Genomic DNA, 12,053 nt, shown 5'->3' with positions numbered 1-12,053 from the left:
GCAAGGACTGGATATGCTGATTCTGATTTCACCTGCCAAAACGCTCGACTACCAGAGCCCGCTTGCCACCGAGCGCTATACCCAGCCGGAACTGCTGGATCACTCGCAACAGCTGATCCGCGAGGCGCGTAAGCTTTCGGCTCCGCAAATTGCGACCCTGATGAACATCAGCGACAAGCTGGCGGATCTGAATGCCACCCGTTTTCACGACTGGCAGCCCGATTTCACCCCATCCAACGCGCGTCAGGCGATTCTCGCTTTTAAAGGCGATGTTTATACCGGCCTGCAGGCAGAAACCTTTAGCGAAGCGGACTTTGATTTTGCCCAGCAGCATTTGCGCATGCTCTCCGGCCTGTACGGGGTATTGCGCCCGCTGGATCTGATGCAGCCTTACCGCCTGGAGATGGGGATCCGCCTGGAAAACGCGAGAGGGAAAGATCTCTATCAGTTCTGGGGCGAGACCATCACCGACACGCTGAACGCGGCGCTGAAGGCGCAGGGCGACAACGTCCTGATCAACCTGGCATCGGATGAGTACTACAAATCGGTCAAACCGAAAAAGCTGAATGCGGAGATCGTCAAGCCGGTCTTCCTGGACGAGAAGAATGGCAAATTCAAAGTGATCAGCTTCTACGCCAAAAAAGCCCGCGGGTTGATGAGCCGCTACATCATTGAAAACCGTCTGACCCAGCCAGAGCAACTGAAAGCATTCGACAGCGAAGGCTATTTCTTTGACGAGGAAGCGTCAGGGAAAGGCGAAATGGTGTTTAAGCGTCACGAGCAGTAATCACCTTCCCCGCCGCCCGGCGGGGAAATCTTAGTGATGCTTCCAGCCCGGTCCCGGACGGTGGTCATCATGGCGATCGTGATGGTGATTATCGTGATGCTCGCCATGCGGATGCCAGCGGTTGTCCCGCCACTCGTAGTGAGATTTCCACCAGTCATGGTCACGCCAGTGCCCGCCATCCCAGTAGTGTCCACGATTATTCCGATCGCCAATTTGCAGTTTGACCGCCGGTACCAGAGTGATTTCAGAGGCCTGAGCCGCCATCGGAGCCACCAGCATCAGAGAAAGCGCGATCAGCACAGGTTTCAGTTTCGACATAGGTTACTCCTTATTCATCCTGCCCGTTGTGGGCCGATGTAAGGAGATTACGTGAGGGATAGGCAGGATGTTATTCTCTGCAATCCTATTCTGTAAGTGTCCGCATTTATTGGGAATTTCTACTTTTTCCCTGCTATTTCTCTCCTTAATTTCTCCATAAAAAAGCCGGGTAACGCAGAGGCGTCCCCGGCTGGATTGTGCGGCCTGATGCCCGGCGGCGCTGTGCCTGCCGGGCCTACAATTCGAGCTCGTGTAGGCCGGGTAAGCGAAGCGCCACCCGGCAACAAACAATCACCCGCGCGTCATCATCAACTTACGCAGCGCCGCAAAATCGGCCGGCAGGTTGTGCGACAGCAGCGGCAGATCGGCACGTTCGGCCAGCTCTTTCGGTAGCGGCAGGGAATCGCCCAGGATCGCGTCCACGCTCTCTTTGAACTTCGCCGGGTGCGCGGTGCCGAGGAACAGGCCGTACTCGCCCGGGTTCAGCTGATCGCGCAGGGCGCGATACGCCACCGCGGCATGCGGTTCAGAGACGTAGCCCAGTTGCTTCAGCTCACGCATTGTCTCTTTGGTGGTTTCGTCAGTCACCGCAGCGTAGCCCAGCTCATTCAGACGCCAGATTTTACGGCGGAACAGCTCCTCCACACGCGGCCAGTTATTAGGCTGTGACACATCCATCGCGTTAGACAGGGTGGCCTGCGTCGCATTTGGCGTCCACTTGCCCTCTTTCAGGAAGCGGGGAACGGTGTCGTTGGCGTTGGTGGCCGCGATAAAGCGTTTCACCGGCAGGCCCAGAGACTTCGCCAGCAGGCCAGCTGTCAGATCGCCAAAGTTGCCGCTCGGCACCGAGATCACCAGTTGATTACGCGCTTCCTGCGGCAGCTGGGCCACCGCTTCGAAGTAATAGCAGATCTGCGCCAGCAGGCGGCTAATGTTGATGGAGTTGGCGGAGTTCAGACCCAGCGCCACTTTCAGCTCTTCATCATCGAAGGCCTGCTTAACCAGCGCCTGACAGGCATCGAAATCCCCGTCGATAGCGACGGTTTCAATGTTGCCGCCGAGCGTACAGAAGAGTTTTTCCTGCAGCGGGCTGATTTTACCCTGCGGGTAGAGGATCACGACGCGGACGTTTTTCAGGCCGTAGAAGGCATGCGCGACCGCCGCCCCGGTATCGCCAGAGGTAGCCGTCAGGATGGTTACTGGCTTATCGCCGCTGATGTGAGTCAGCATCTGCGCCATAAAGCGGCCGCCAAAATCTTTAAACGCCAGCGTCGGACCGTGGAACAGCTCAAGGCAGCCGACATCCGGCTCGACCTGGCTTACCGGTGCCGGGAAGGCAAAGGCCGCACGAACGCGCTCTTCGAGCAGCTCTGGTGGGATCTCGTCGCCGATAAACGCCGAGAGAATTTTGGTGCTGCGGGTGACGAAATCCTGCTTCAGCATCTCGTCAATTTCGGTCAAACCGAATTCTGGCAGATCGTGCGGGAAGAACAGCCCCTGGTTTTTGCCCAGCCCCTGCGTTACTGCCTGTGCAAAGCTTACCTGCTCGTTATGATCTTTAAGATTGTAGAGTTTCATCGTTTATCCCAGTACTCGTGCGCCCGCCGTATCCAGACGGCAAATATGAACAAAGCCTTCCTGATTTTGCAGGTAATTTTTCTCCAGCCAACCTGCCACCCGCTCAGCCGTATCCGGTTTGTCGCACAGCGCAAACAGGGTCGGTCCGGAACCGGAGATGCCGCAGGCCAGTGCGCCAATATCCAGTGCGGCGCTGCGTGCCTCGTCAAAGCCAGGCAGCAGTTTAGTGCGGTACGGCTCGGCAATAACATCTTTCATCAGTTTTGCTGCAAGCCCTGGCTGACGGGTATAGCAGGCATGAATAAAGCCTGCCAGATGACGGCCATGGGCGATGCAGTCCTGACGGCGATACTGCGCCGGCAGAATAGCGCGCGCTTCCGCGGTCGACACTTTGATGCCCGGATAGGCCAGCACCCATAGCCACTCATCAAAGCCTGGCACCTGCTGGCTGATAATGCCGTTCTCTTCGATCATCAACTGCATGCCGCCCAGGAAACAGGGGGCGACATTATCATAATGAATGCTGCCGGAGATGCGCCCTTCCAGCTCGCCCATCAGGGCCAGCAGGCGGGTGTTATTCAGCGGCTTGCCGCAATGTTCGTTCATCGCCACCAGCGCAGCGACGACGGAACAGGCGCTGGAACCCAGCCCGGAGCCAATCGGCATGCTTTTTTCCAGCGTCATGGCGACCGGGACGTTTTTACCGATCTCCTGACAAAAACGCTCCCAGCACTGATAGACAATATTTTCGCGCGGTTCGCTCGGCAGCTTGCTGGCGAAGCGTCCCACGTTGTTCAGACTGAAGCTATTCGCCGCTTCTACCGTAACCGTATCACCCAGCAATGCGCCATTCACTGGCGTCACCGCCGCACCCAGCACATCAAACCCGACGCTCATATTGGCGCTGGAAGCCGGGGCATAAACTTTGACCATATTAAACTCCTAACTTCCATGACAGGGTACGCAGCAGATCGGCAAACACGCCCGCCGCCGTCACATCATTTCCCGCGCCATAGCCGCGCAGGACCAACGGCAGAGGCTGATAATAGTGGCTGTAAAACGCGAGGGCGTTTTCGCCGTTTTTCACTTTGAAGAGCGGATCGTTACCGTCTACCGCCGCCACTTTGACACGGCAGACGCCATCTTCTTCAATGTTGCCAACATAGCGCAATACCTTGCCTTCATCACGGGCTTTTGCCACCCGGGAGGCGAAAGCGTCATCCAGCTGCGGCAGATTCGCCATAAAGGTGGCGACATCGCCAGCGTGGTCAAAACTCTCCGGCAGAACCGGTTCGATGACGATATCCGACAGCTCCAGCTCACGCCCCGTTTCGCGGGCGAGGATCAGCAGCTTGCGCGCCACATCCATGCCGGAGAGATCGTCACGGGGATCGTGCTCGGTGTAGCCCAGCTCACGCGCCATTTTGGTCGCTTCCGACAGGCTCATGCCTTCGTCCAGCTTGCCAAAGATAAAGGAGAGCGAGCCCGACAGGATGCCGGAGAAACGCTGCAGTTCATCCCCGGCATTGAGCAGGTTTTGCAGGTTTTCGATAACCGGCAGCCCGGCGCCGACGTTGGTGTCGTACAGGAACTTACGGCGGGATTTTGCCGCCGCGTGGCGCATCTGATGGTAGTAATCCATCGACGAGGTGTTGGCCTTTTTGTTTGGCGTCACCACGTGGAAGCCTTCACGCAGGAAGTCGGCATACTGATCGGCCACCGCCTGGTGGGAGGTACAGTCGACGATCACCGGGTTCAGCAGATGGTACTCTTTGACCAGGCGGATCAGGCGGCCAAGGTTAAACGGCTCTTTCGCTTCCGCCAGCTCTGCCTGCCAGTTCTCCAGATTCAGTCCGTGGACGTTAGTCAGCAGGGCTTTTGAGTTAGCGATGCCGCAGACGCGCAGATCGATATGCTTTTTCTTCAGCCACTCCTGCTGGCGCTTCAGCTGCTCCAGTAACGCACCGCCGACGCCGCCGACGCCAATCAGGAACACCTCGATCACCTGGTCAGTGTTAAACAGCATCTGGTGGGTGACGCGCACGCCGGTGGTCGCATCATCATTATTCACTACCACGGAGATGGAGCGCTCCGATGAGCCCTGGGCAATGGCGACAATATTGATGTTCGCCCGCGCCAGCGCCGCAAAGAACTTCGCGGAGATACCACGCAGGGTGCGCATACCGTCACCGACTACGGAGATGATCGCCAGATGCTCCTGAATCGCCATCGGCTCCAGCAGCTCCTCTTTCAGCTCAAGATAGAACTCCTCTTCCAGCGCACGGCGGGCGCGCAGGCAGTCCACCTGCGGAACGCAGAAGCTGATGCTGTATTCAGAAGAGGACTGGGTAATTAACACCACCGAGATGCCGTTGCGCGACATGGCCGCAAACACGCGCGCCGCCATGCCAACCATCCCTTTCATGCCTGGCCCGGAGACGCTGAACATCGCCATATTATTGAGGTTGGAGATACCTTTTACCGGCAGGCCATCTTCATTGCTGCTGGCGCCAATCAGCGTGCCTGGCGCCTGTGGATTACCGGTGTTTTTAATCAGGCAGGGGATCTGGAACTGGGCGATAGGGGCGATAGTACGCGGGTGAAGCACTTTGGCCCCGAAGTAGGAGAGCTCCATCGCCTCCTGATAAGACATCGACTTCAGCAGGCGGGCATCGGGCACCTGGCGCGGGTCGCAGGTATAGACGCCGTCGACGTCAGTCCAGATCTCACAACAGTCGGCGCGCAGGCAGGCAGCCAGCACGGCAGCGGAATAGTCGGAGCCGTTACGGCCCAGCACCACCAGCTCCCCTTTTTCATTCCCGGCGGTGAAGCCCGCCATCAGGATCATATGGTCGGCAGGAATTTTTCCTGCCGCAATGCGACGGGTAGATTCGGCAATATCTACGGTAGATTCGAGGTAATGGCCAACAGCGAGCAGTTTTTCGACGGGATCGATCACCGTGACGTTATGACCACGGGCTTCCAGCAGACCCGCCATAATGGCGATAGAGAGTTTTTCGCCGCGGCAGATCAGCGCCGCGTTGATGCTGTCCGGGCACTGCCCCAACAGGCTGATACCATGCAGAACGTGTTTAATCTGAGCGAACTCTTGCTCAACGAAGGCTTTCAGCTGGGCGTGAGGAAAGCCAGGCTGTGCATCCGCCAGGCCCTGTAGCAGGCTGGCAAAGATCTGCTCAGCGTCGCTGATGTTCACCAGTGCATCCTGACCCCCGATGGTTTTTTCAATCATCGCCACCAGGTGATTGGTAATTTTAGCCGGGGCAGAGAGAACCGTCGCCACCTGCCCCTGCCTGGCATTGCTCTCCAGGATGTCGGCAACACGCAGAAATCGTTCTGCATTTGCCACTGATGTACCGCCGAACTTCAACACTCGCATGGTTGTTACCTCGTGATCTTTAGCCGAAAAAAAAGCCCGCACTGTTCAGGTGCGGGCTTTTTTCTTTTCTTTCCTGTACGCGTCAGCCCGCACCGTTACCTGTGGTAATGATGATGGTGGTGGTAATGGTGGTGATGCTGATGCGTTTCATGGATGTTGTGTACTCTGTCATTATTATCTGTCTGTGCTGTCTGACCCTATTGGTTAAAGCATACGTGCCGGTAAGTCAACGAATTTCTAATTTGATCACATTTTCCGGCCCTTTCACGTATCTCTGCCTGAGTTTTTATTTCCGTCCGGATCGGACCGTGCGCAGTACGCTTTTTGGAACATTCAACCATAACAAAAAAGTATGACAGCATTTTACTCTGTCAGTTTTTTTTCGATATCGTGCAGTAATCGGTGCAACATTGCCGTGTCTCGCTGACCTAACAGACCTAACCGCTGCTGTAGCCACTCCGCCATTTTTTGATCGTCGGCGATATTCAGCGAGGTCAGCAGGCGTTCGGTACGCGCACGCAGAGCAGAAAGCTGGTTTTCATCCACCTCAGCCGGAGGTGGAGCAGGATTTTGCATCAAGGATGCTAATTGATAGCAGTACACCATCACGGCCTGACCTAAATTTAGCGACGGATAATCTGCCACCATCGGCACGCCGGTCAGCACGTCTGCGAGTGCCAGTTCCTCGTTCGTCAGGCCGGAATCTTCCCGGCCAAAAACCAGCGCCATGTTGGGCAGCCACTGGCTTTTTTCTGCCAGTAACGGCACCAGTTCAGCGGGCGTGGCGTAGTAATGAAACTTAGATCGGCTGCGTGCGGTGGTAGCGACGGTATAAGAGATATCGTGCAGCGCGTCGGCCAGCGTTTCGTAAGTCGTTAAATTATCTAAGATATCTCCAGATCCATGGGCAACCCAACGCGCCGCAGGTTCGTTGTGCGCGTCGCTGGCAACGATTCGTAAATCGGTAAACCCCATGGTCTTCATTGCCCGTGCGGCGGCGCCGATATTTTCTGCTCTTGCTGGGGATACCAGTACGATAGACAAATGCATTTATGCTCTCTTTTTAGGCAGTTAGCCGATAAAAATGTGATACACATCATCATATTACGCATCACGAATTTACAAATTCGTAACAGAAATCACTGAAATAGCATTTCACGACAAATTAAAAATACTAAACTATTTCGTGAATGAACTTTAAGCGATAATGTTAATGAACAATACTTATCCCTATGTTTAATAATGATAATGATTTCTCAGGTTCAATGTTGACATTGGATTCACCTTGTTTATTAATTAACGGTCGCAACTAGTTGGTTTGTTGAAAATTTGTGACAAAGGCTAGCGATCCGCTACGATGATTTCATCAAACTGTTAACGTGCTACAATTGAACTTGATATATGTCAACGAAGCGTAGTTTTATTGGGTGTCTGGTGTCACTTAGCCTGTTATGTTGCTGTTAAAATGGTTAGGATGACAGCCGTTTTTGACACTGTCGGGTCCAGAGGGAAAGTACCCACGACCAAGCTAATGATGTTGTTGACGTTGATGGAAAGTGCATCAAGAACGCAATTACGTACTTTAGTCACGTTACGCCGGTCATGTTAATTTGTGGCATGTATCAGGCAGGTCAGGGACTTTTGTACTTCCTGTTTCGATTTAGTTGGCAATTTAGGTAGCAAACATGCAGACCCCGCACATTCTTATCGTTGAAGACGAGTTGGTAACACGCAACACGTTAAAGAGCATTTTCGAAGCAGAAGGCTACGATGTCTTTGAAGCGACCGATGGCGCAGAGATGCATCAGATCCTTTCTGAAAATGATATCAACCTGGTTATCATGGACATCAACCTGCCGGGTAAAAACGGCCTTCTGCTGGCACGTGAACTGCGTGAACAGGCGAACGTTGCGTTAATGTTCCTGACCGGCCGCGACAACGAAGTTGATAAAATTCTTGGCCTGGAAATCGGCGCGGATGACTATATCACCAAACCGTTTAACCCACGCGAGTTAACCATTCGTGCACGCAATCTGCTGTCCCGCACCATGAACCTGGGCACGGTCAGCGAAGAGCGTCGTAGCGTAGAGAGCTACAAATTCAACGGCTGGGAACTGGATATCAATAGCCGTTCTCTGGTGAGCCCTCAGGGCGACCAGTATAAACTGCCGCGCAGCGAATTCCGCGCCATGCTGCACTTCTGCGAAAACCCGGGCAAGATCCAGTCCCGTGCAGAACTGCTGAAAAAAATGACCGGCCGTGAGCTGAAGCCACACGACCGTACCGTTGACGTGACTATCCGCCGTATTCGTAAACATTTCGAATCCACGCCGGATACACCAGAAATCATCGCCACCATTCATGGTGAAGGCTATCGTTTCTGCGGCGACCTGCAGGAATAATTCTGCACATAAGTCATAAAAAACGGCGCCCTGGCGCCGTTTTTTTTATTTCCATAACCGCATCGTATCTTTATCCGATGACCCGGATGGCGCCGTGCGCTTCGGCTGGGAGAGCGAGTACCAGTCAAAGTGGCGCGTGAGATACATTACCGCGAACAGGGCCAGCACCAGCACCGCAGAGCCCAGCAGCAACGCACTCTCTTCTGAACGCAGCAGGAACCACATCACCACGTCCAGCCCCAGCAGCGCCAGCACAAACAGGCCACTGCGTTTCCAGCTTTTCAGCACTGCCTGCAGATAGACGCCGTTCATTAGCGCCCCTACCAGGCTGGCGATAATCCATGCGGGTGTAAAGCCCACATGCTCAGACAACGCCAGTAGCACCAGATAGAACAGCACCAGCGCCAGTCCCACCAGCAGGTACTGCATCGGGTGCAGCCGCAATCCGGTTAAAGTTTCAAAGACGAAGAAGGCCATAAACGTCAAAGCAATCAGTAAAATGGCGTACTTAATCGCGCGGTCGGTCAGCTGATACTGATCCGCGGGGGTCGCCACCGTGACGCTAAACGCCGGGATCGCACTCCATTCAGGGATCTCGTTGTCGTTGAACCAGCCCGCAAGATTGTTCGCAAACCAGCTACTTTTCCAGTTTGCCTGGAAACCAGACGCGCTAATTTCGTGCTTAACCGGCAGGTAATTGCCCATAAAGCTCGGGTGCGGCCAGTTACTGTTCAGGGTCATTTCGCTGTTACGTCCCACTGGAACCACGGCAAAGCTGCCGGTACCGGCCAGATTGAGCGACATCTCCAGCGAGACGGTTTTTGCCGCCAGCGCGTTGTCGGTCAGTGGGATGTGAATGCCGGATAACGCCCCGTACACCCCGGCGCCAGGCTCGATGCTTAACGTCTCACCATTGATTTTTGAGATGCTCACTGCCCCTATCCCGCGCGCATCCCCGACGCCGACCACGATAAACGGCTTGCCGAGCGTCATCGTCTCCCCCTGCAACTCCGCCAGTTTTTCCGTCGTAAACTGCGCCTTAATGTTGAGATCGGTATTCCAGATTTGTCCGTCATAGATGCCGATATTGCGCGTTTGCACGTGCTGATTGCCCTCAACCAGTAGCGTCTCCGGCAGGATGAAGTGCATATAACGCTTCTTATACTCCACCTTTTTCGCCTCTTCCTGTTTGTAATAGATCTCCGTTACCGGAATGGCGATCAGCGGGCCCACCAGCTGCTGCGGACCGCTGGTACTCTGGCGAAGGGTGTTTTCGACCTCGTTGCGATAGCTCTCACGCTCCGAAATTAGATTGCCCACCAGCATCAGTGGGATGAGTAACAGCAGAATGCACCCCAACAGGGTGCTGACTTTCCAGAACAGGGGGGATTTCATATCAGGTCTCCTTTGTGATGAGGAGAGCCTAACCAGGCTATGTGGGGTCAGTTTGAAGTTATGTGAAGGGACGGTGAAGTATCAGGGTGGCCGTCACGCCGCCGTCAGTCCGGTTTCGCAGATCGATGCTCCCCTGATGCAGACGCGCCACCTCCAGCACAAAGGCCAGCCCCAGCCCGCTACTTTTCAACCCGTTCTCGCGCGGGAGGGAGTAGAAGCGCTCAAAGATTCGCGCCTGCGCATAATCCGGGATGCCGCTTCCGTTATCCGTCACGGTGATGGTGACCTGCCTGAACGCCTGCGTAGCGGCAAGCTGGATCGCCCCACCCGGCGGGGTAAAGTCGATAGCGTTATCCAGTAAATTGCCCAGCGCCTGCTCAAGCAGATCGGCATCGCCCTCCACGCAGCACCCGCTCCTTTGCCAGTTCAGAGTGATGTTTCGGGAGGCCAGCGTCGCCGCGCGCGCATCGGCAAGGCGTGTGAACAGCTCATCAATGCTGACACTGACCGGAACGATCTCGACCCTGTTTTCCAGCCTGGCCTGAGCGAGAAGTTTTTCAACCAGCGACTGCATGCGCGCGTTTTGCGCCAGGATATTATCAATAAACCGCGCCGCCACCTGCGGCGGGGGCTGCTCTGCCAGGATCTCCGCCGCACCGCGGATCGCGGCCAGCGGGCTTTTCAGTTCGTGGGTGAGCGCATGCACATAATTTTCGATATCATTTTTTCCCTCCAGACGAACACGCATGTTCTCCAGCGCCTGCGCCAGTTTGCGCAGTTCACTGCTGCCCGGATCGGGCAACGGTAGCGGGGTATCATTGGTCACCGAGTCGGCATAGCGCGACAGGGTGTTAATCGAGCGGTTGATCCACCAGGCCACCGCCAGACCAATGAGCAACGCAATCCCTAGCAGCGCGCCGCCGGCCCACAGGATCCGTCGCTCGCTGCGCTGGATCACCGGCGCCATCGCGCTATTGGGCTTGCCAACCGACAATACGCCGATAATCTTGCCCCGATCGACCACCGGCGCGGCAACGTACATGACCGTACTCTCCGGATCCTGCGGATCGCTCGGCGTGCTGCGGGCGCCATACTCCCCGCGCAGCGTCAGCCAGACGTCGTTCCAGCGCGCGTAATCCTTCCCCACGGCCAGGCCGGCGGAATCAAATACCACCCGGCCGCGGGCATCGGTCATGTAGACGTGATATTCGTTACGCACTTTATGAATGCCGCCAATATTGGCGCGAAACGGGCGCTGGTGGAGCCGGGAAAAGGCCTGCGCCAGCTTGCCCTCCTGCGGGTTGCCTGCGAGCAGATCGTCTCGCCCCACTTCCGCCAGCAGCGTCGCGGTGTCAATCAGCGTGCCTTCGGTTGCCCTGCGCACGCCGGGCTTGATCTCCTGAACAAAGATCGACAGCACAAACCACGCGGCGATGGCCACAATAAGGAAGTATCCCAGCAACAGCCGCATGCCTATGCGCATTAATATAATCCCAGGCTATAACCCATGCCGCGGTGGGTGCTGATAGGGGAAAGCTGATCATTCACGGCCCGCAGCTTGGCGCGCAGGGTTTTAATATGGGTATCCACGGTGCGATCGAAGCTGTCGCCCTCCTCTCCCCAGACTTTATCCATCAATTGCTGGCGGGAATAGACGCGGCCCGGCGCGTTCAGCAGCGTTTTAAGCAGCAGGAACTCGTAGCGTGTCAGGGGTAATGGCTCACCAAACCAGCTGATTCTGGCGGCAGGTTCATTCAGTTCAAACTCGCCGATACGGACAATCTCTGAAGGCGCAGCGGACTTTTGCATGCGCCGTAAAATGGTCCGCACCCGGGCGCACACTTCCCGGGGCGAGAAGGGTTTGGCGACGTAATCATCGGCGCCGATCTCCAGGCCGAGCAGCTTGTCCACTTCATCGCTGCGGGCCGTCAGGAACAGCACCGGTAGCGAAGGATGCCGGGCCAGCAGCTGACGGCAGAGCTCAAAACCGCTGATATCCGGCAGCCCCACGTCCAGGATGGCGAGCGCCGGGCTTTGTCGGCGCGCTTCCTCCAGCACCGGAAGGCCACGTTCAAAGGCCTTTACCGCAAATCCCTCCTGCTGGAGCATGTAGATCAGCGTATCGGCGATGCTGATTTCGTCTTCAACCAGCCAGACCACAGGTTGCTGCATGGCG

12 protein-coding genes and 1 other annotated feature are annotated in these 12,053 nt (G+C 55.9%); of the genes, 2 read left to right on the top strand and 10 right to left on the bottom strand.

Going from position 1 to position 12,053, the window contains the following annotated elements; genetic code table 11:
* The first annotated feature begins 13 nt into the window (after nt 1–13).
* On the top strand, nt 14–787 hold the full coding sequence (gene yaaA / locus WFM46_RS02545; RefSeq protein ID WP_336997014.1) for a peroxide stress protein YaaA: 774 nt from the start codon (nt 14–16) through the stop codon (nt 785–787).
* A gap of 30 nt (nt 788–817) precedes the next feature.
* Here the strand turns inward: yaaA and WFM46_RS02540 are convergent, their stop codons facing one another.
* From WFM46_RS02540 to yjjY, 7 genes are all read right to left on the bottom strand, one after another.
* Complete coding sequence (locus WFM46_RS02540; RefSeq protein ID WP_336997013.1) at nt 818–1,105, bottom strand: DUF2502 domain-containing protein; 288 nt, start codon at nt 1,103–1,105, stop codon at nt 818–820.
* Nucleotides 1,106–1,396: 291 nt separating this feature from the next.
* Complete coding sequence (gene thrC / locus WFM46_RS02535) at nt 1,397–2,683, bottom strand: threonine synthase (protein ID WP_103178197.1); 1,287 nt, start codon at nt 2,681–2,683, stop codon at nt 1,397–1,399.
* 3 nt (nt 2,684–2,686) lie between these two features.
* Nucleotides 2,687–3,616, bottom strand: a complete 930-nt coding sequence (gene thrB, locus WFM46_RS02530; RefSeq protein WP_336997012.1) for a homoserine kinase — start codon at nt 3,614–3,616, stop codon at nt 2,687–2,689.
* 1 nt (nt 3,617) lies between these two features.
* Nucleotides 3,618–6,080 carry a bifunctional aspartate kinase/homoserine dehydrogenase I gene (thrA, locus tag WFM46_RS02525; RefSeq protein WP_336997011.1) on the bottom strand — a complete coding sequence of 821 codons (2,463 nt, stop codon included), beginning with the start codon at nt 6,078–6,080 and terminating at the stop codon, nt 3,618–3,620.
* A 25-nt stretch (nt 6,081–6,105) separates the two neighbouring features.
* Nucleotides 6,106–6,224: a sequence feature (Thr leader region), on the bottom strand.
* Nucleotides 6,163–6,231, bottom strand: a complete 69-nt coding sequence (gene thrL, locus WFM46_RS02520) for a thr operon leader peptide (RefSeq protein WP_103181027.1) — start codon at nt 6,229–6,231, stop codon at nt 6,163–6,165. Its footprint overlaps the feature before it by 62 nt.
* A 212-nt stretch (nt 6,232–6,443) precedes the next feature.
* The gene (locus WFM46_RS02515) at nt 6,444–7,130 is read right to left on the bottom strand and encodes a tRNA/rRNA methyltransferase (protein ID WP_336997010.1); all 687 of its coding nucleotides are present in this window, start codon (nt 7,128–7,130) and stop codon (nt 6,444–6,446) included.
* 399 nt (nt 7,131–7,529) lie between these two features.
* Nucleotides 7,530–7,670 carry a protein YjjY gene (yjjY, locus tag WFM46_RS02510; RefSeq protein WP_001541509.1) on the bottom strand — a complete coding sequence of 47 codons (141 nt, stop codon included), beginning with the start codon at nt 7,668–7,670 and terminating at the stop codon, nt 7,530–7,532.
* A 95-nt stretch (nt 7,671–7,765) separates the two neighbouring features.
* Here yjjY and arcA point away from each other — a divergent pair, with 95 nt between their 5' ends.
* Nucleotides 7,766–8,482, top strand: a complete 717-nt coding sequence (arcA, locus tag WFM46_RS02505) for a two-component system response regulator ArcA (RefSeq protein WP_039030451.1) — start codon at nt 7,766–7,768, stop codon at nt 8,480–8,482.
* A 45-nt stretch (nt 8,483–8,527) separates the two neighbouring features.
* Here the strand turns inward: arcA and creD are convergent, their stop codons facing one another.
* Genes creD through creB form a run of 3 tightly spaced genes read right to left on the bottom strand, consistent with a single transcriptional unit; the run spans nt 8,528 to nt 12,049 of the window.
* Nucleotides 8,528–9,877 (bottom strand): cell envelope integrity protein CreD, encoded by a 1,350-nt coding sequence (gene creD, locus WFM46_RS02500; RefSeq protein WP_103178193.1) that lies wholly within the window; start codon nt 9,875–9,877, stop codon nt 8,528–8,530.
* A gap of 58 nt (nt 9,878–9,935) precedes the next feature.
* A complete protein-coding gene (gene creC, locus WFM46_RS02495; RefSeq protein WP_156237761.1) occupies nt 9,936–11,360 on the bottom strand; it encodes a two-component system sensor histidine kinase CreC in 1,425 nt (474 codons plus the stop codon).
* The gene (gene creB, locus WFM46_RS02490) at nt 11,360–12,049 is read right to left on the bottom strand and encodes a two-component system response regulator CreB (protein ID WP_103178191.1); all 690 of its coding nucleotides are present in this window, start codon (nt 12,047–12,049) and stop codon (nt 11,360–11,362) included. The genes creC and creB overlap by 1 nt, the downstream gene beginning before the upstream one ends.
* Nucleotides 12,050–12,053 lie beyond the last annotated feature (4 nt).

Source organism: Leclercia sp. M50 (assembly GCF_037150775.1).
Taxonomy (GTDB): Bacteria; Pseudomonadota; Gammaproteobacteria; order Enterobacterales; family Enterobacteriaceae; genus Enterobacter.
This window is presented reverse-complemented; position numbering and strand designations above follow the sequence as displayed.